Annotated in this window: 15 protein-coding genes; 8 read left to right on the top strand and 7 right to left on the bottom strand. The window is 72.2% G+C overall.

Annotated elements, in window-relative coordinates; all coding sequences use genetic code 11:
- Window positions 1-8: 8 nt before the first annotated feature.
- Window positions 9-1,229, top strand: coding sequence for a cytochrome P450 (locus AB0N07_RS07570; RefSeq protein ID WP_365833105.1), 1,221 nt, complete (start codon window positions 9-11; stop codon window positions 1,227-1,229).
- A 15-nt stretch (window positions 1,230-1,244) separates the two neighbouring features.
- Here the strand turns inward: AB0N07_RS07570 and AB0N07_RS07575 are convergent, their stop codons facing one another.
- From AB0N07_RS07575 to AB0N07_RS07585, 3 genes are read right to left on the bottom strand one after another with little or no spacing between them, the layout of a single operon-like run.
- Window positions 1,245-1,778 carry a hypothetical protein gene (locus AB0N07_RS07575; RefSeq protein ID WP_365833242.1) on the bottom strand — a complete coding sequence of 178 codons (534 nt, stop codon included), beginning with the start codon at window positions 1,776-1,778 and terminating at the stop codon, window positions 1,245-1,247.
- A 5-nt stretch (window positions 1,779-1,783) separates the two neighbouring features.
- Window positions 1,784-2,359 carry a sigma-70 family RNA polymerase sigma factor gene (locus AB0N07_RS07580; RefSeq protein WP_365833107.1) on the bottom strand — a complete coding sequence of 192 codons (576 nt, stop codon included), beginning with the start codon at window positions 2,357-2,359 and terminating at the stop codon, window positions 1,784-1,786.
- Between the two features lie 59 nt (window positions 2,360-2,418).
- Entirely contained in the window at window positions 2,419-3,855 is a 1,437-nt protein-coding gene (locus tag AB0N07_RS07585; protein ID WP_365833109.1) for a S8/S53 family peptidase, read from the bottom strand.
- Window positions 3,856-4,004: 149 nt separating this feature from the next.
- On the opposite strand from AB0N07_RS07585, the gene AB0N07_RS07590 reads away from it, so the two are divergent.
- Window positions 4,005-6,569 (top strand): CHAT domain-containing tetratricopeptide repeat protein, encoded by a 2,565-nt coding sequence (locus tag AB0N07_RS07590; protein ID WP_365833244.1) that lies wholly within the window; start codon window positions 4,005-4,007, stop codon window positions 6,567-6,569.
- 168 nt (window positions 6,570-6,737) lie between these two features.
- Here AB0N07_RS07590 and AB0N07_RS07595 read toward each other — a convergent pair whose 3' ends face one another.
- On the bottom strand, window positions 6,738-8,639 hold the full coding sequence (locus tag AB0N07_RS07595) for a LuxR C-terminal-related transcriptional regulator (protein ID WP_365833111.1): 1,902 nt from the start codon (window positions 8,637-8,639) through the stop codon (window positions 6,738-6,740).
- Window positions 8,640-8,734: 95 nt separating this feature from the next.
- On the opposite strand from AB0N07_RS07595, the gene AB0N07_RS07600 reads away from it, so the two are divergent.
- Complete coding sequence (locus AB0N07_RS07600; protein WP_365833113.1) at window positions 8,735-9,820, top strand: M12 family metallopeptidase; 1,086 nt, start codon at window positions 8,735-8,737, stop codon at window positions 9,818-9,820.
- A 356-nt stretch (window positions 9,821-10,176) separates the two neighbouring features.
- Here the strand turns inward: AB0N07_RS07600 and AB0N07_RS07605 are convergent, their stop codons facing one another.
- Entirely contained in the window at window positions 10,177-10,785 is a 609-nt protein-coding gene (locus tag AB0N07_RS07605) for a TetR/AcrR family transcriptional regulator (RefSeq protein ID WP_365833115.1), read from the bottom strand.
- 155 nt (window positions 10,786-10,940) lie between these two features.
- On the opposite strand from AB0N07_RS07605, the gene AB0N07_RS07610 reads away from it, so the two are divergent.
- The 4 genes from AB0N07_RS07610 to AB0N07_RS07625 all read left to right on the top strand — a co-directional run bounded on the left by AB0N07_RS07610 (window position 10,941) and on the right by AB0N07_RS07625 (window position 15,958).
- Window positions 10,941-11,876, top strand: a complete 936-nt coding sequence (locus AB0N07_RS07610; protein WP_365833117.1) for an NAD(P)-dependent oxidoreductase — start codon at window positions 10,941-10,943, stop codon at window positions 11,874-11,876.
- Between the two features lie 110 nt (window positions 11,877-11,986).
- Window positions 11,987-13,504: an APC family permease gene (locus AB0N07_RS07615; RefSeq protein ID WP_365833119.1), complete on the top strand. Its 1,518-nt coding sequence runs from the start codon at window positions 11,987-11,989 to the stop codon at window positions 13,502-13,504.
- A 109-nt stretch (window positions 13,505-13,613) separates the two neighbouring features.
- Window positions 13,614-15,152, top strand: coding sequence for an FAD-binding protein (locus tag AB0N07_RS07620; RefSeq protein WP_365833121.1), 1,539 nt, complete (start codon window positions 13,614-13,616; stop codon window positions 15,150-15,152).
- 299 nt (window positions 15,153-15,451) lie between these two features.
- Window positions 15,452-15,958, top strand: coding sequence for an AAA family ATPase (locus tag AB0N07_RS07625; RefSeq protein ID WP_365833123.1), 507 nt, complete (start codon window positions 15,452-15,454; stop codon window positions 15,956-15,958).
- Here AB0N07_RS07625 and AB0N07_RS07630 read toward each other — a convergent pair.
- Entirely contained in the window at window positions 15,948-17,225 is a 1,278-nt protein-coding gene (locus AB0N07_RS07630) for an MFS transporter (protein WP_365833125.1), read from the bottom strand. The genes AB0N07_RS07625 and AB0N07_RS07630 overlap by 11 nt on opposite strands.
- Before the next feature lie 74 nt (window positions 17,226-17,299).
- A complete protein-coding gene (locus AB0N07_RS07635) occupies window positions 17,300-18,265 on the bottom strand; it encodes a cytochrome c oxidase assembly protein (protein WP_365833127.1) in 966 nt (321 codons plus the stop codon).
- A 208-nt stretch (window positions 18,266-18,473) separates the two neighbouring features.
- Between AB0N07_RS07635 and AB0N07_RS07640 the strand changes: the two genes are divergently transcribed.
- Window positions 18,474-18,983: a hypothetical protein gene (locus AB0N07_RS07640; protein WP_365833129.1), complete on the top strand. Its 510-nt coding sequence runs from the start codon at window positions 18,474-18,476 to the stop codon at window positions 18,981-18,983.
- The last annotated feature ends 2 nt before the right edge of the window (window positions 18,984-18,985 follow it).

Below are 18,985 nucleotides of genomic sequence, written 5' to 3' on the forward strand. Positions count from 1 at the left end.
TGGAGGGCATGACCGAGGAGACCACCACGCTGACCGAGCAGGTCCCGCCCCCGGTACGGGAGTGGCCCGCGCACGACCTGACCGGGACGGAGTTCGACCCGGTCCTCGCGGACCTCATGCGCGAGGGCCCGCTCACCCGCATCCGGCTGCCGCACGGCGAGGGCTGGGCGTGGCTGGCCACCCGCTACGAGGACGTGAAGCTGATCACCAACGATCCGCGGTTCAGCCGCACGGAGGTCACTCGCCGTCAGGTGACCCGGCTCGCCCCCAACTTCGCGCCCCGGCCGGGCTCGCTCGCCTGGGCCGACCAGCCCGACCACAACCGGCTGCGCAAACCGGTGGCCGGCGCCTTCACCGTGGGTGCGATGAAGCGGCTGCGGCCCCGCGCGCAGCAGATCCTCGACGAGCTGCTCGACGGGGTCCTGCGTGACGGGCCGCCGGCCGATCTCGTCGAGCGGGTCCTCGAACCCTTCCCGATCACCGTGGTCAGCGAGGTGATGGGGGTGCCCGCCGAGGACCGGGAGCAGGTGCATGCCTGGACCCGGCAGATCATCTCCACCTCCGGCGGGTCCGAGGCCGCCGACCGCGCCAAGAACGGCATGTACGGGTGGATCACCGACACCATCCGGGCACGGGCGCACAGCACGGACGAGGACGTGTACGCGCTCCTCGGTGCAGCCGTGGGCCGCGGCGAGATCAGCGAGGAGGAGGCCGTGGGCCTGGCCGGGCCGCTGCAGATCGGCGGCGAGGCCGTCACCCACAACTGCGGGCAGATGCTGTTCCTGCTGCTCACCCGGCCGGAGTTGAGGGAGCGGATGCGTCAGCCGCAGGCACGCGGGCGGGTGCTGGACGAGCTGCTGCGCTACATCCCGCACCGCACCTCGGTCGGTCTGGCCCGCATCGCCCTGGAGGACGTCGAGCTGCACGGCCACCGGATCAGCGCCGGTGACCCGGTGTACGTCTCCTACCTTGCCGCCAACCGCGACCCGGACGTCTTCCCCGACCCGGACCGGATCGACCCCGACCGCGACCCCAATCCGCATGTGGCGTTCGGCAACGGCGCGCACTACTGCACCGGCGCCGTGCTCGCCCGTCTGCAGACCGAACTGCTTGTCGACACCGCGCTGGAACGGCTGCCGGGCCTGCGCCTCGCGGTCCCCGCCGACCAGGTCGTCTGGCGCCGCAGGACGATGATCCGCGGGCCGCAGACCCTGCCCGTCAGCTGGTAAGGGCAGGGTCCCGCGTCAGACCGTCACCCAGTCCGTGACGAGCACTCCCTCGCCGGTCCGCAGCCGTAGCGCGAAGGGACCGGCAGGGGACTCGTCGTAGGTGAAGCGACCCATGTCGTCGGTGGTCAGCGGCGAGCCGGCCTGGGGGCCGCTGAGCACCTCGATGCCGGCCGTCTGCGGCGGCAGCACCTGTCCCATCAGGCCCTGTGCGGTCAGTTCGACGTCGACGGTCACCCCGCCCGCGTGGAACGTGAGCATCCGCGGCACGTCCGTCGCTCCCCTGACGGGGATGGCGTCGACCACCGAGTCGAAGGTCAGCTCGGCGATGCGGGCGTCGAGGTCGTGCAGGGCGAAGGCCTCGACGGCGATCTGCCGCAGCTGGGCCGGCACCGGGTCCAGGATGGCCGCGGCCCTGCGGAGTTCCTCCTCCACCAGGTCGTACGCCACCTCGTCGATGCCGTCGATGCCGTCGATGCCGCCCAGATCCTTAATGTCGTTGATGTCGTTGATGTCGTCGTTGTGGTCGGCGTTGTTGTTGGCGTCGTTCATGTCGGTCACACCGCTCCCCGTGCTTCCAGTCGTGCCCGCAGGCGCCGCAGACAGCGCTGGCGGAGCGGTCCGATGCTGCCCACGGCGATGCCCAGCGCCGCGGACACCTCCTGGTAGCTGGGCGGCGGCGAGGCCATCAGGACGCGCAGCAACTGCCTGCATCGATCGCCGAGTTCCTCGAACTCCTGCCACAGGTGCCGGATGCGCTCGGTCTCGGCGGCCGCGTCCTCCAGGTCGAGGAACGACTGCTCGGGCGTACGGTCCTCACTGACCCGGTCGAGCAGCTGCGGATCGTCCGTCGGGGTGAGCCGCCGCAAGCTCTTGAGGACCTTCAGGGACTCGTGGCGCGCGGTGCTCGCCAGCCACGACCCGGCCTTGTCGGGTTCGCGGATGCGCCCCAGGTGCTGGGCGAAGCGGAACCACACCGTCTGGTACACCTCGTGCGCGTCGGCGTCGGAGAGCCGGTGCGCGCGCACGACGGACCACACCAGTGGGCTCAGCCCCTCCACGAGCGCCTTCCAGGCCGCCGCGTCGCCGTCGACAGCGGACTGGACCAACGCGCCGACATCTGCTCGGTCCACGGCCCCACCCCTCGTGTACGGCAAGTCATCGTACGCCGTGGAAGGGACCGTTCCGGACCTCATGCCGGAGGCGCCAGCTGCGTGACGGGCGTGGGGTGCCACGTCGGCGGACGCAGCGCCGGCACATGCGCCCCGCGCACCTCCGCGTACGCCCCGGTCTCCGCGAGGAGCTTCCTGCGGGCGGCACGCGCATCACCCAGCTTGTTGGCGGTCATGTAGGCGACGACCATGCCCGCGGCGACCGGAGTGGCGAAGGAGGTGCCGCTCCAGTGTGCGTAGCCCTCGAACATCACCTGGTCCGCCTTGCCGGCGGTGGGGGTCCCCGCCGTGCTCAGCGCGCCGGTGTGCCGCGGGTACTGGCAGGTGCACGCGTAGGTGAAGTGGTACCGGCACTCGTCGTAGGTGGAGTGCTGGTAGGCGTACGGCACGGGTGCGTCGAAGCCGGTCAGTGTGCTGGTCAGCCGCTCTCCGGGGGCGTAGGCCTTCACCCAGGAGCCGTAGTTGGAGAAGCAGGCGCCGAACTCGCCGTCGCTGCGCAGCGCTCCGACCGACAGCACGGCGTCCTCGTAGTCGGGCAGATCGGCGTAGGCGGCGGGCCAGAACTTCGACGCGCTGGAGTTGTTGCCGGCGGCCGCGACCAGCAGGGTGCGCTGCCGGCGCAGTTCGTCCATGAAGCTCTGCACGCCGAGCAGGCCGTCGTCGCGGCCGTTGGCGGTGCCGGCCGAGAGGCTGATGACATCCGGCCAGCCGTGCTCGTCGACGGCGTCGAAGAGGCGCTGACCGAACTGGTCCTCCAGGATCGCGCCGGCGTCGTTGAGGGTGTTGCGGACGGTGATGTTCGTGTTGGGTGCGACGGCCGCGAGGAGGCCCGCGATGAACGTGCCGTGGCCGACGTACTGCAGCAGGTTGCCCTGGGCGTCGGTCTCGGTGCCGTGCAGGTCGCCCTGGACGTGGGCGAGCAGCGGCACCGTGCCGTGGTCGTGGGTGAGACCGTTGTCGATGACGAGGACGCCGACGGCGGTGTCCGCGTCGTAACCGGCCTCGGCCGCGGCCGGGTTGGTGCCCTGGGTGAGGGGGGCGGGCACGGGCTCGTCGCCCGGACAGGAGTTGACCGCGATCGACACCACGTGGTTGCGGCTGACCAGCCGGCGCTCGGCGCGTGCCTCGTGCTCGCGCATGGCCCGCAGGGCGTGCGCCACCGACCGGTCGCCGCGCCGGTCGCCGTGGCCGGGGTCGCCGACCTGGATACGGGTGATGCCCGAGCGGTTGGTCTCCGGGCCGACCCGCCGCACATGGTCGGCGGTCAGTCCGGTCGCCTCGGTGAAGTGGCCGCGTACGGTGTCCTCGACGAGCCGCGCCTCCTCACCGTCGCGGGCCAGGACCACGCCCTTCTCGTAGATGAACTCCGCCGCGTCGTCGGGCCCCATCGCCAGGGAGACGGCCGGCATCGAACGCTGGATCTGGTCGAACTGTTCGTGGAATCGCTGAGGTGCCATGGCGTGTCCTCCCCCTTGAGGCGACTGTCGTCAGACAGAGTCGCGGTGCCGTCGATTGATACAGCGCCAAACCGGTGTGGGGCGCAACCACGGCCACTACCATCCTTTGAGTGACAGCGGGAAGCGACTCGGTTCTCGAACTGCTGCCGATGGTGTTCGCCGACCCGGGCGAGGCCCGGGCGCAGGCTCAGGGCGTGCTGGAATCCGATCCCACGCCCTGGCGCGCCTCCGTCGCGCACCAGGTGATCGGCATCTGGCAGCGGGACTGGGGCGACATGCGGATCGCGCTGCACCATCTGCGCCGCGCCCGCGATCTGGCCGCGCGCGCCCAGGCACCCGACCGGGAGGGCGACATCCTGGCCACCCTCGGCGTGGCGCTGGTGCACTCCGGCCGCACCCGGCAGGGCCTGGAGGCACTGGAGCGGGGTGTCGCGGTCAGCAGCGGGCACACCCGCGCGCGGGTCCTGTTCCGGCGGGCGTACGCCTCCTGGGTGCTGGGCCGGCATCGGGAGGCGCTGGAGGACGTACGCCGGGCGATTCCCGTGCTGCGGCAGGCGGACGACGTCATCTGGACGGCGCGGGCGCTGACCCTGCGGGCCACGGTGCATCTGGCGCTCGGCGCCGTGGACCGGGCGGAGGCGGACTTCACGGCGGCGCACGCACAGTGGGACACCACCGGCCAGGAGCACGACAAGGCGGACGTGGTGGAGAGCCGGGGCCTTGCCGCGTTCCGGTCGGGTGACATCCCCCTCGCGCTGCGGCTGCTGGACGAGGCCGAGGAGCGCTACGCCAAGCTCGGCACACCGTCCTTCATGCTCTACATCCGGCGCTGCGAGGTGCTGATGGCCGCCGGGCTCGCCCCGGAGGCGCTCGCCGAGGCGGACACGGCCACAGGGGCGCTCGACGGCATCGGCGGGCAGTCCACCCGCAAGGCGGAGCTGCTGCTGGTCGCGGCCCGCGCGGCGCGGCTGGCGGGCGATCCGCACACCGCGATCGCGCGCGCGGCACTGGCCGTGCGGCTGTTCGCCGGGCAGCGGCGCAGCTGGTGGGAGGCGCACGCCCGGCTGGTGCTGATCGAGGCGCGGGTGGCCGCAGGGCGCCGCTCGGGCCGCCTGGTCGCGGACGCGGCGGCGGTGGCCGAACGACTCGCCTCCTTCGGCGCGCCGGCCGCCCCGGAGGCCTCGTTGCTCGCGGGCCGGATATCGCTCTCGCTGGGCTGGACGGCGGATGCGGAGCGGCATCTGGCCGTCGCCGCCCGCAGCCGGCACAGCGGGCCGCCGCTGGCGCGGATGACCGGCTGGGCGGCGCAGGCGCTGCGCGCGCGGGCAGCAGGTTCCGGCCGCGGGGTCCTGGAGGCGTGCCGGCGCGGCCTCGACGTGCTCGACGACCACCGGATGACGCTGGGCGCCTCCGAGCTGCGGGCCCGCGCCACCGAACAGGGCGCGGAGCTGGCCGCGTTGGCCCAGCAGGCCAGCCTCGACTCGGGCAGCCCGCGCCGGCTGCTGATGTGGAGCGAACGCTGGCGGGCCACCGTCCTGTCCACACCGCCCACCCGGCCGCCCGCCGACCCTGCGCTGCTCGGCAACCTGACCGCGTTCCGGGAGATCGCGGCCCGCGCGGAGGAGGCCCGCAGCGACGGCCGTCCCATTCCCACCCTGGAGCGTGAACAGCGGCGTCTGGAGCGGGAGATCCGCTCCCGGACCCTGCACATGCGCGGCGACGCGCCCGGCGACGGGGACCGTTTCGACGTCGGCCGGCTGCTGGAACGGCTGGGCGAGGTGCGGCTGGTGGAGCTCGCCGTGCTCCATGGACGGGTCCAGGTGCTGCTGTGCGGGCAGGGGCGGGTGCGGCGGTTCGAGGCGGGGCTGCTCGCGGACGCCGAGACCGAGGCCGAGCATGTGCAGGCAGGACTGCGCAGGCTGGCTCACCCGGGCGCGGAGGCACGGCTCCCGGTGGTCGAGGCCATGGGCCGCCGACTGGAGGAGCTGCTGCTCGGCCCGGCCGCCGCGCAGCTGGGCTCGGGTCCGGTGGTGGTCGTGCCGCCGGGCCGACTGCACCGCGTGCCATGGGCCCTGCTGCCGTCGCTGCGGGAGCGGGTGCTGAGCGTGTCGCCGTCGGCGAGCAGCTGGCTGCGCGCCCGCGAGACCGAGCCGCCGCCCGGCGGCCGCCACGTCCTGGTGCGCGGGCCGGGGCTCGCCACCGGCGGCGCGGAAGTGCCCGAACTCGCCGACCGCTACGGCAGACCGACCCTCCTGGAACACGAGGACGCGCGCGTGCCGCGCGTCCTGGAGGAACTCGACGGCGCCGCGCTGGCCCACATCGCCGCGCACGGCACCTTCCGCGCCGACAGCCCCCTGTTCTCCGCGCTGCGGATGGCCGACGGCCCGCTCATCGTCCATGACTTCGAACGCCTGGACCGCAGCCCGTACCGGATCATCCTGTCCAGCTGCGACACCGCCCGCCTCGCCTCGGTCGGCGCGGACGAACTCCTCGGCCTGGTCACCGCCCTGCTGCCGCTCGGCACGGCGGGAGTGCTGGCGAGCAGCGCACCCGTCAACGACCACGCCGTGGTGCCACTGATGCTCGCCCTGCACAAGGGGCTGAGCGCGGGCCTGTCCCTGGCCGAGGCGCTGCGCGACGCGCGCGCCTCGCTGCCGGGGGATGCGCTGCACCAGGCCACGGGGTGGGCGTTCACGGCGTTCGGGGCGGCCTGAACACGCAGTGGCCCACATCTCCCTGGCGGCGGGCTGTCTGCTTCGCCGGGAACTGCTGATGAGCTTCCGCCTGGTGGCGCTGGATCCACGCCTGACGGGAGACGTCGGTCGGCGGCCTGACCCCTCCCCCGAATACTGGGGGTCAGACCGCCGGTTCTCGGGCGCGGCTCAGGCCGGCTGCGCGTCCGGCAGCTCCACGAGCCACGGCAGGGCACCCCGGTCGCTCGCGCCGAGCCGGGCGTAAGCGCTGTAGAGGTGGTTGCCCACGGTGCGGATGGACAGTGTCAGCTGTTCCGCGATCTGCCGGTTGCTCAGGCCCGCGGCCGCCAGGGTGACGATCTGCCGCTGGCGGGCGGTCAGTTCACCCAGGACGAGACCGGACAGGGCCGGGGTACGGGCGCCCTGGCAGCGGCGGGCCAGGGCTACAGCACGCGTGCGTGAGGTGCGCGCGGCGCGTGCGTCGCGGTGCGCACGTACCGCCTGAGCGTGCGCCTCGGCCGCGAACAGCAGGAAGCCGCGCCCCTCCAGCGCCTCCGCGGCCCGGTCCAGCGCCGGTCCGTCGCCACGGGCCAGCGCGTCGGCGTGCTCGGCGAACACGCCGTCGGCCGGGAGGCGTTCGGCGACCTTCTCGGGGGCTCCGAGGCGTACGGCGTCGTAGAGGGCGAACGCGCTGTCGGAGCCGGCAGCCATACGGTCGCCGCCGTCGCCGTACCTCTGCACCATGCCGTCGGTGGCGTCGGCGATCGCCGCGAGCGCCCCGTCCATGTCCCCGCGGGCCGCGATCAGCCAGGCGGACGGCTCGGCCAGGTCCGGGCAGCCTCCCAGGGCCGCCCGGGTGGTCGCCGCGTCCCCCGACTGGGCGGCGGCCAGGGCGAGTTCGGTGCGGCAGGACACGTCCCCCAACGCGCCCCGCAGCCCCTCCCGCGCCCAGGCCGCCGCCTCTCGCAGCTCCCCCCGCAGCCGCGAGAACCTCGCCCGTACGGCCGCGTACCCGGCGGGCACCGGTGCGCCCTCCTGCGCGAGCCACTCCCCCACGGGCGTCGGCAGCGGCCGTACGTCCGCCTGCTCGATCCGGCGGGTCAGCGCGGCCGACTCGGCGGCGAGGGCCGCGGCGCACTGGGCCGGTGTCCGGGCCAGCCGCCTCGCCCGGAGCCTGCCGGCCGCGGCGCGCAGCACCGGGCCGTGCAGCGGGTGGGCGAGGCGGACGGTGCCCTGGTCGCCCTGGTCGTCGACGCGGATCAGGCCGTCGGCCTCGAGGTTTTCGAGGATCCGCAGGTCGAGGTCGTCCATGTGCAGGGGCAGGGGCTCTGCGAAGGCGAGGCGTTCAAGGGTGTCCCGCTCGTCGGCGCCCGGGCGTTCGAGGAGCTCGGTGCGCCGGCGGACGGTCGCGGTCACCGGCACCGGGCCTCGCCAAGCCCATTCCTCAGTGTCCGGCGCGAGACGGGTCAGCAGGCCGTGCTCGCGGACCGCGTCCACCAGTTCGCGCAGCAGCCTCAGATCTCCCTGGCACAAGCGGTGGAGGCGGTTGAGGGTGAGCGGCTCCAGGCTGCCGCCGACGCCCGCCGCGAGGAGCTGTTCGGTGTCCTCGCGGGGCAGCGGCTCCAGGGTGAGGCGCGGCAGGAGCTCGCCGGTCCACAGCCGGGAGATCGCGTCGGGGCACGGACCGCCGTCGGCGGCGACGACGACCAGGCGGGTGCGGCCGTGCACGGCCAGCTGGTGCACGAGGGCGGCCGAGGCGTCGTCGAGCAGATGCGCGTCGTCGACCACCAGCAGCCGTACCCCGGACAGGAGTTGGACCGCCCGGTGCAGGGAGACCGACTCGGGCAGCAGATGGGCGAACGCGGCGAAGGGGAGGTGCCGGGTCTCGGGTGTCCCGGCCGCTCGGGTGCGGTCGCTGCCCCGTACGGCCTCGGTGACCAGCCGGGTCTTGCCGCTGCCGGCCGGGCCGGTCACCACGATGCCGTGCCGGCCTGCGGTCAGGGAGCGGCGGATCAGCTCGAGCTCGTCCTCACGTCCGGTGAACTGCCAGGGCAGTTCAAGGGTCTTCGCGTCGCGTTCGAAAGTCGTCACGGGAGTATGAGCGCGAGTACTCAACCCTGATACAGGGTGACTTGAGTAGCCCCCGACTCAGGCGCCTGCGACCCTGCCCACGGCAACCTGTGCGCATGACCGGACGCTACTGCTCCCTCGCGCAGCAGTCGGCCCCCGCTTTCACGCCGGGGCTGACCGCCGAGCGGCTCAGTGCGCTCATCGGCGGACGGTCGATGTGGGTCAACGGCACCGTGCTGCATTACTGGTTCTTCGACGGCGACACCGACGGGTCGGTCATTCCCGTACCGGGAACCGGGCAGTCCCGCCGGGTGTCGTGGGTCGGTGCCAAGGATCAGCGGGACGTGGTGCTCGAGTGCTTCGAGGAGTGGCAGGGCCTCGGCATCGGCGTGTCCTTCGTCGAGGTCGGCGACCGCTCGGAGGCCGAGCTGCGCATCGGGTTCCAGCTCGGTGACGGCTCCTGGTCGATGGTGGGCAAGGACTGTCTGCAGGCCGGGCAGAACGAACGGACCATGAACTTCGGCTGGGACCTGACCGCGCCCGGGGAGCGTGGGACGGCCCTGCACGAGATCGGGCATGCCCTCGGCATGCTGCACGAGCACCAGAGCCCGTTCGCCGGCATCCACTGGGACGACGAGGCCGTGTACGCCGACCTGGCGGGGCCGCCGAACTTCTGGAGCCGGGACACGACGTACTTCAACATCCTGCGCAAGCTCGACCCGGACGAGGTCAACGGCTCCGCCTGGGACCCGCAGTCGATCATGGAGTATCCGTTCTCGGACGGGCTGATCCTGGAGCCGGAGCAGTTCCGCGGCGGCCTGAACCCGCCCGGCACGCTCTCGTCGGCCGACAAGGAGTTCGTGCTGCGCTGGTACCCGCCGGCCGACGTGCCGCGGCCGCCCGCGCTGGTGCCCTTCCGCTCCGCGCCGCTGGGACTCGGCCCCGGCGAGCAGGCCGACTTCACCGTCGATCCGCCGGAGACCCGCGAGTACACCATCGGCACCTTCGGCGCGAGCGACTGCGTCCTCGTGGTCTTCGAGGAGCGGGACGGGGAACCGCGCTACCTCGCCGGCCGGGACGACGGCGGAGCGCCGCACAACGCCACCATCAAGGCCCGGCTCGTCAAGGGCCGCCGCTACTTCGTCCGAGTACGTCTGTACTCCGCGTGGGGTCCGGGGGAAACAGCGGTCATGTGCTGGTGACAGCACGGATCCGCGCCCACGCGGTCAGCCGGCCCACAGTCCGGCGCCGGGGGAGCGGTCGGGGAACGGTTGCCTTCGGGGGAGGGAAACCGTTCCCCGACCCATGTCCGGGGTCGCCTCGGCAGGCTGCCGTTCCGGGACTATGTCAGTAGCAGCCGACAGCGACGACGTGAGCGGACTCGCGCAGGCTCTCACCGAAGCGCTGGAGCCGGAGAACGGCTGGTACGCGGACTTCACCGTGGGGGACGAGCGCGTGGTCGTGTTCGCCCGGAAAGTGTTCCGGTATCGGCGCGGCGAAGCGGCGGGGCGTGCCGAAGCGATCGCGTACGGGCGGTCGGTGGGGACCCCCGTCGGGGTCAGGCACCGTCCTTGTTCACCGCCGCGTCGAGGAGCGGGCGCAGTTCCCGGGCCACGCTCGTCAGGGCGCGGACATCCTGCTCGGCGCGGGCGATGAGGATCGCTCCCTCCAGGGCTCCGATCATGAGCGTGGCCAGCGTCCCGGCCCGGTCGTCGGGTACGCCCATGTCCGTCAGGGCTCGGGCGACCGAGCCGGTCCAGGTGCCGAACGCGGCGGCCGCGGCCTCACGGGTCGACGCGGTGGACTCGGCGCAGTCCACCGTGGCGGCGGCCACCGGGCAGCCGCCCGCGAATCCGGTGGTCTCGTACTCGTCGGTCCACTGGCGCACCATCTCGGCGAACAGCCCGCCGGGCGTCGGCGTGGGCAGCGCGGCGAGGAACCGGTCGATGCGGTTGCCGGCGTATCTCCCGGCCCAGCCCACCGCCTCGTTGACGAGCTGCTCCTTGCCGCCGGGGAAGTAGTGCTGGAGGGAACCGCGTGGCGCCTGCGCGTACGCGGCGACTTCCCGCATCCCCGTGGCGGCGACCCCGTCGCGCCGGATGAGCTGGGCCGCACCGAAGACCATCCGCTCCCGCGGCCCGCGCCGCGACGCCTCTGCCGCCGTCATCCTCGCTCTCCTCCCACCGCGCCAAGCATCGACGACCCCTGCACTCTATGACCGTCGTCATAGAGCGGGCTACTATGACCGCTGTCATAGTCCGGGGCAGGGGCAGTCGGCCTCCGCGTCGGCCGGATCGGTATCAGCCAGGACGGTGGTACATCGTGTACGTGGGTTTCGTCGGCCTCGGGGTCATGGGGCAGCCCATGGCGCTCAACCTCGCCCGCGCCGGAACACCTCTGGTCGTCTTCAACCGCACCCCGGCCCGGTGCGAACCCCTGCGTGCCGTCGGAGCCGAGATCGCGGCCGGTCCCGCCGAGGTCTTCGGCCGGGCGCAGACGGTGATCCTGATGCTGGCCGACGAGTGCGCCGTCGACGCGGTCCTGGGGCGCGGCACCCCGGATTTCGCCGCGCGGGTCGCCGGGCACACCGTCGTCCACATGGGCACGACCTCGGCGGAGTACTCAGCCGGGCTGCGGGAGGCCGTCAACGGCGCGGATGGGCGTTACGTCGAGGCCCCGGTCTCCGGGTCCCGAATCCCGGCGGAGCAGGGGCAGCTGGTGGCGATGCTGGCGGGGGACGGCGACGCCGTGGCGGCCGTACGGCCCCTGCTCGCCCCGATGTGCCGGGAGACGTTCGACTGCGGCCCCGTCCCGGGCGCGCTGCTGATGAAGTTCTCGGTCAACCTGTTCCTGATCACACTGGTCACCGGGCTCACCGAGGCGTTCCACTTCGCCGACCGGCACGGACTCGACCCGCGGCTGCTGCGGGACGTCCTGGACGCGGGCCCGATGGCCAGCGCCGTCTCCCGGATGAAGGCGCCCAAACTGCTGGAGCGTGACTTCGCCGTCCAGGCGGCGGCCGCGGACGTCCTGAAGAACAACCGGCTGATCGCGGAGGCCGCCCGAAAGGCCGGTCTCGCCTCCCCGCTGCTCGACGTCTGCCACGCCCTGTTCGGCGAAACGGTCGCCCAGGGCCATGGAGACGAGGACATGGTCGCCGTAGTGTGGGCACTGGAGGCCCGCTCCGACGGCGCTGCCGTATCCGCCCGCCCCGTTCCTGCCGGGTCAGATGTTTCGGCTGGGTTTCCGGTGCAGTAAGGCGCACCAGGCGATGGTCAAGACTTGTACAGGAACGCTTGTGCGGTTGTGCAGCGGCGCCGATCATTGGCCGAATCGCACCCATACCCCGCGCGCACGCAGGAGCTCCCGTGACCGTTGGCCAGATCGCGTCCGAGCCGGCAACGGCCCAGACGGAGCGGCAGAAGCTGCGCAAGCACTTCGGCCGCTTCGACATCCTCTTCTTCCTCCTGTGCACCATCGTCGGCGTGGACACCATCGGCACGGTGGCCTCGAAGGGTGCCGAGGCGTTCACCTGGCTGATCGTGCTGGCGGTCGTGTTCTTCGTGCCCTCCGCGCTGCTGACCGCGGAACTCGGGGCCGCGTTCCCCGACGAGGGCGGTCCCTACATCTGGACCAGCCGGGCCTTCGGGCGCCTCGCGGGTGCCGTCAACAACTTCCTGTACTGGATCACCAACCCGGTGTGGCTGGGCGGCACGCTCTCCGTCTCCGCCGTCACGGCCTTCACCACCTTCTTCAACGACGGCAAGGACCTGAGCACGCCGGCCTTCTACGTGTTCACCCTGGTGTTCGTCTGGCTGGGTGTCCTCGCCGCGATCCTCTCCTTCGACGTCGGCAAGTGGATTCCCACCCTCGGCGCCTGGAGCCGTTTCGTCCTCCTCGGCCTGTTCACCGTCACCGTCGTGATCTACGGGATCAAGCACGGCCTGCACGGCTTCGGGACCGGCGACTTCTCACCGACGTACGCGGGCTTCGTCGGCCTGGTGCCGGTCCTGATGTTCAACTACGTCGGCTTCGAACTGCCCAACACCGCAGGCGACGAGATGACCGACGCCCAGAAGGACGTGCCCTTCGCCATCTTCCGCAGCGCCGCCCTCTCCGTTGCGCTGTACGCACTGCCGATCCTGGGCATCCTGCTGGTCCTGCCGGTCAAGGCCGTCACCGGCCTCGGCGGGTTCCTGGACGCGATCCGGCAGGTCTTCACCGTCTACGGCGGCCACGTCGCCTCCGACGGCACGGCCACGCTGAGCGGCGCCGGCAGCCTGCTCGGGGACCTCGCCGCGATCATGTTCATCCTGACCGTGCTGTCGTCGGGCGTCACCTGGATCATGGGCTCGGACCGCGCCCTCGCCGTCTCCGGCTACGACGGCGCCGCGCCCCGCTTCCTCGGCGTCATCTCCAGCCGCTTCGGCACCCCGGTGCGGGTCAACATCCTCAGCGGCCTGGTCTCCACCGTCGTCCTGGTGCTGGCCCACGAACTGACCCACGGCAGCGCGGCCAAGCTCTTCGGCGCGGTCCTGGGTCTCGCCGTCTCCACCACGCTCGTCAGCTACCTGGGCATCTTCCCGGCGCTCGCGGTACTGCGCCGCAAGGCCCCGGACGTCCCCCGTCCGTACAAGGCGCCCATCCCCGGCATCATCAGCGTCGTGCTCAGCGTGCTGATCCTGTTCGCCAGCGTGCAGCTGGTCGCCCCCGGGCTCGGCGACCACTGGTTCGGATCCGCCTACGCGCCGAGCGGCTGGAGTCACGGCGAGCGCTGGAAGTACCTGCTGACGGAGGCCGTCCCACTCGTCGGGTTCATGCTCCTGGGCGTGCTGTTCTGGGCCCTGGGCAAGCCGACCCGCGCGTCGCTCGCCGACGGGAAATGACCTGATCCGCTCCCCCGCGGACGGCACGGCACACCACAACAACCCGCTCAACTCTCCTAGGATGACAGGGAGTTGATCGCCCTCAGTTGCGTGCGAGGTGGTTGTGCCCATGTCCCACACACCGTCACGACGTGCCCTGCTGCGCGGACTCGCGGTCTCCGGTGCGGCGGTGGTCGGCTTCGACCCCGCCGCCCGGAGCTGGGCGGTGACGGGATCCGAGTCCGGCCCGGGCCTGGCGGGCATCCCCGCGCTCGACGGGACGCTCGTCATCGACGAGGCGTCACTCGCCGCCGCCTCCGAGGACTTCGGCCACATCGTGCACCACCGTCCCCTCGCCGTCCTGCGCCCGGGCTCGGTCCGTGACGTCGTCGCGATGGTCCGCTTCTGCAACACGCACGGCCTGCCCCTCGCACCACGCGGCCAGGGACATGCCACCCACGGCCAGGCGCAGGTCCAGGGCGGCCTGGTCATCGAGACCGCCGCCCTCGCGGACATCGGCCCCCTCGCCCCGGACAGCACGACGGTCACCGTCGGCGCGGGCGCCAGATGGAGCGAGGTCGCCAAGGCCACTCTCGCGCACGGCCGCACCCCGCCCGTCTTCACCGACTATCTGGAACTCTCCGTCGGCGGCACCCTTTCCGTGGGCGGTCTGGGCGGCCAGACGCACCGGCACGGCGCCCAGGTCGACAACGTCACCGAACTCCAAGTCGTCACCGGGGCAGGCGAGTCGGTGCACTGCTCCCCCACCCGGCACCCCGGCCTCTTCCACGCCGTCCTGGCCGGCCTCGGCCAGTGCGCGGTCATCGTCGGCGCCACCCTGCGCCTGCTGCCGGCGCCGCAGACCGTACGGCACTACCTGCTGCCCTACGACGACCTGCAGACCTTCCTGGAGGATCAGCGCGCCCTGGTCCGGGAGGGACGTTTCGACTACGTCGAGGGCCAGGTCTCGGCGGACGCCGACGGAGCCTTCCGCGCGTACACCCTGGAGGCCGTGGCGTACGGCCCGCCCGTCGGCCCCGTACCCGACGACACGGTCCTGCTGCGCGGCCTGCGCCACAACCCGTCCGGCGTCGAGCAGTCCGACCTCCGCTACTACGACTTCCTCGACCGGATCGCCCCCGGCGTCGAAGCCCTCAAGGAGGCCGGCCTGTGGACGTACGCCCACCCCTGGCTCAACCTCCTGCTCCCCGGACGGTCCGCTGCCGACCTCACCGGCGACGTACTGGACGCGCTCACCACGACCGACCTGGGCCCCGGCGTCGTCCTCGTCTACCCGCTCCTGCCCGAGCGCCTCACCACGCCCCTGCTGCGCACCCCCGACGATCCCGTGCCGTACCTCTTCGCGGTCCTGCGCGCCACCCCACCGGACGACACCGCCGCCGTCGACCGACTCCTCGCCGCCAACCGCCGGGCCTACGAGGCCACCGCGGCGGCCGGCGGCACGCAGTACCCGGTCGGCAGCATCCCCTTCACCCACGCGGACTGGCGCACCCACTTCGGTCCGGCCTGGGAGCGGTTCGAGTCAGCGAAGCGCACGTACGACCCGTGCGGGATCCTGGCGCCCGGCCAGGGCATCTTCTCCACCCCCACGGACGGGCGGCGCCGGGGCATGCTCAGGGGGCGGGCCGCAACGGCTCCACGCCGATGACCTTGCGGTAGACGCGGACGTTGTGCGGATGGACCAACGGGTTCTCGGGGTGGCGGAGGGCGGTCCGGGTGGTCGAACGCGTCGGCGGTGGTGTCATCGACGGTTCGGGGCAGGTCGACACCGAAGTGGTGGCTGCCGAGGGTGGTGTCGTGGCTGGTGACGGGGGTCATGAGCGCCGGGCCGGTCACCCCGTCACCGCAGACGGCGCGCCCGGCAACGGGCCAGGCCGCAGCATTGCACTCGTATGAACACTCAACCATCGCGGCCGCCGGCCGTCCGACCCCCGGCAGGATGACCGCATGCTCGTTGTGATCGGCGGCCTGCCCGCCACCGGAAAGACCACCCTTGCCCGGCTCCTGGCGGCGCAGACCGGCGCGGTGCATGTGCGGGTGGACACCATCGAGCAGGCACTGGTCCGCTCCGGTCTGGCGCGGCACCCGGTGGGGCCTGCCGGTTACGTCGTCGGGTACGCGCTGGCCGAGGAGCATCTGCGACAGGGCCTGTCCGTGATCGCGGAGTCGGTGAATCCACTGGCGGTCACACGGGACGCCTGGCGGGACGCGGCGGTGCGGGCGGGTGTCGCCTGGGCCGAGGTGGAGGTGGTCTGCTCGGATCCGACGGAGCACCGGCGGCGCATGGCATCACGGTCGGTGGACATCCCCGGTCTGCCGCTGCCGGATTGGGACGAGGCCACCGGCAGACGGTACGAGCCGTGGGACCGCGAGCGCATCGTCGTGGACACCGCAGGGGCAACCCCCGAGGAGTCGCTGGCCGCGCTGGTGAGGGCGATCACCGTCAACTCGTGACCACGGGGGCGGACGCCGGCGCGGCCTGCGGAACATCGCGCATGCGGCGGAGCGGGGAGAAGAACACGAACCAGCCGGCCGCCCACGAACCGATGAAGGCCAGCCAGAGTGCGGGCCGCACCCCGATCAGGGTGCCCAGCGCCCCGCCGATGACGCCGCCGAGCGGCAGCGTGCCCCACACCACCCAGCGGACGGCCGCATTCATCCGGCCCATCAAATCCGGCGGTGTCACCGACTGCCGGTAGCTGATCTGGGCGATGTTGTAGACCATCCCGGAGAAGTACGCGACACCCCAACCCAGCGGGAACAGCAGCACTCCCCAGCCCTGCCAGGCCGCCGCCGCAATCACCTGCGGCGCACTGAAGACCAGCATCGACACCCAGATGATGCGCGCCGAGCCGACCTTCCTGGCGAGCCGGCCGGCCAACGCTCCTCCGACGATCCCTCCGACGGCCGCACCCGCCATGATCAGCCCGGTGAGTGCGGGGCGCACGTGCAGCACCCGGATGAGGAAGACCATCGCCAGTGCCGAGCTCATACCGCCGAACAGGTTCGCGGTGGCCGTGCAGGCCACGACCCTGCGCAGAATGGCGTGCCCGAACACGAACTTCAGGCCCTCGGCGATCCGGTGCCGCACCGTCTCGTCCGCGGGTCGCGGAGGCGGCGGCTGCTCCCGGGTCCTGATCCCGAGGACCGACAGGACCGAGACCGCGTAGGAGACCGCGTCGGCCGTCATCGCCCCCGCGGCGCCGAACACCCCGACCAGGCCGCCGCCCAGACTCGGTCCCCCGAGCTGGGCGAACGCCTGGGTGGTCCCGAGCCTGCCGTTGGCGCTCATCAGGTGTTCGGGACGGACGAGTGAGGGCACATAGCTCTGGTACGAGACGTCGAAGAACACCGAGCACACACCGGCCGCCACCGCGACCGCGTACAGCTGCGCCATCGTCAGGGCACCGAACGCCCCGGCCACCGGAACCGAGCCGATGATCAACAGACGGAGAAGGTTGCAGACGATCATGATGGAGCGCTTGGCGGCGCCGTCCACCATCGCACCCGCCGGGAGCGCGATCACCGCGAAGGCCAGGGTGGTGGCCGCGGTCAGCAGTCCGACCTGGAACGTGCTCGCCTTCAGCGCGACGACCGCGAGGAGCGGCAGAGCAACCTCGGTGACCGCCGATCCCATCTCACTGACCGTCTGGCCGCTCCACAGCAGCAGGAAATCCCGCTGCCGCCACAGGCCCTGCAAATCCTTCGCTGCTTCCGTCACCGCACCGACCCCCCGCTTTCAGATCCACGGCCGCACTTTGCCATGAGAGGTGGCGGCGTGGGTCAGCGCATGGGTCACTGCTGCCGGATGCGGCGGGCGATGTCGCTGTTCTCGGTCTCCCACCACGGGCGTACGAGGTCGGGCGACTCGATCTGCCCCTGCGTCGGCGCCGCCGGGATCAGTTCCGTTGCCAGGCGGCGGTCCAGTACGGCCGTCGTCGCGCGTTCGGTGCGGGCCCACTGGACGAGGATGGCGAGCAGGAAGGGCAGGGCCACGAGTTCGGCGATGCCGACCATCGCGCCGCCGCCGAGCTGCTGGTCATGCTGTACGTCCCGTGACCAGGGCGGGGCGTGGTGCAGATACCAGGCGCCGGCGATCAGCGTGCCGTGGGTCATGACCACGATGCCGGGGACGGCGTCGACGATGCCGTCGAGGAACACCAGCGCGGCCCGCACCGGGTGGGTGCACCAGGCGGGGAGCGTCTCCTCGCGGGTGAGCACCGGCACCACGAACAGGCAGCCGGCGAGCAGCAGGTGCAGATACATCAGCTGGTGCAGCCAGCCGTGGCGCAGGGCCGTCTCGAAGTACGGGGTGAAGTAGACGGTCAGTTCGGTCGCCAGCACCAGGGCTGTGCTGACCAGTGGGAAAGTGAGCAGGCGTACCAGGCGTCCGGTCATCGCCCGTTGGGCGCGCCCGGCGGCCCGTTCGGGAAGGGCGCGGGCGGCCAGCCGCAGCGGGTCGCCCAGTGCCAGGCCGAGCGGTGCGACGAGGTCGAGCAGGATGTTCTGGACCGCGGCCGGCCAGAACAGCACGTGGTCGTAGACGGCGAGGGCCGACATGGTCGCCACGACGAGGGTGCCGAGACCGAGCACGGCGAAGGCGGCGATGCGGGCGGCCGGCCAGCGTTCACCCCGGCGCCGAAGCCGCAGGACGCCCCAGCCGTACAGGGCACCCAGCAGCACGACGAGCAGCAGCGCGGGCAGGTCCGGTTGCCATGAGGACAGCAGCCGCCCCGGTGTGAGTTCCGGCGGACTTACCATCGCGCGCTCCCTCCACGGCATGTCGGGCCACCCGACCGGACCCGGCCTGGCACTTTACGCCGCCCTCGATCGGCCGGACCGCGCTGGGCCCGGCGATCGGCGCCCGTCATACCGAGCTCATGCCGAGCTCTTACCGAGACCTCCGAAGCGATCATTTTCGGCCAGGGATCGACTACGCTGGCCGCCGACCTCAGGGGGAGACATGTTCATGACGCGTCGACTGCTGGCTGCCGGGGTGACGGCCGTACTCATGGCCGGGCTCGGCGCCTGTCGGAGCGGCGTGCCCGACGACGCCGCGCAGGGCAGCGTCGCCGGGCACGTCCGGCCGAGTCCGGACACTGTTTCCGGGCTCCGGGACACCGTCCGGCATCTCTCCCGGAGGACGGTCACGGACACGCGGGCGCACCTGGTCAGGAAGTGCACGTCCGCCACCAAGCAGGTCCGGCACACCTCGCGTTCGGGCTCCGGCACCCGGAGGACGACCCGCGTCCGGTACACCACCGAGCACTACCGGAGCTGCAGACAGGTCCGTCAGGGTACGGAGACGTACCGGCGGGTCGTCCGGCCTGAGCGGTGGTGCGTGAGCCTCGACGACGTGAACGGCGTCAAGGCCCAGGACGACGTCTGGTACCGGGTCACCCGCGAGACCTACGACCGGGCACAGGCGGCGGACCGGCACAGCCGTGTGGAGTTCGCCCCGGCCGGTTCGGGGTGCTGAGT

Source organism: Streptomyces sp. NPDC051172, assembly GCF_040682555.1.
In the GTDB taxonomy this organism is placed as follows: domain Bacteria; phylum Actinomycetota; class Actinomycetes; order Streptomycetales; family Streptomycetaceae; genus Streptomyces.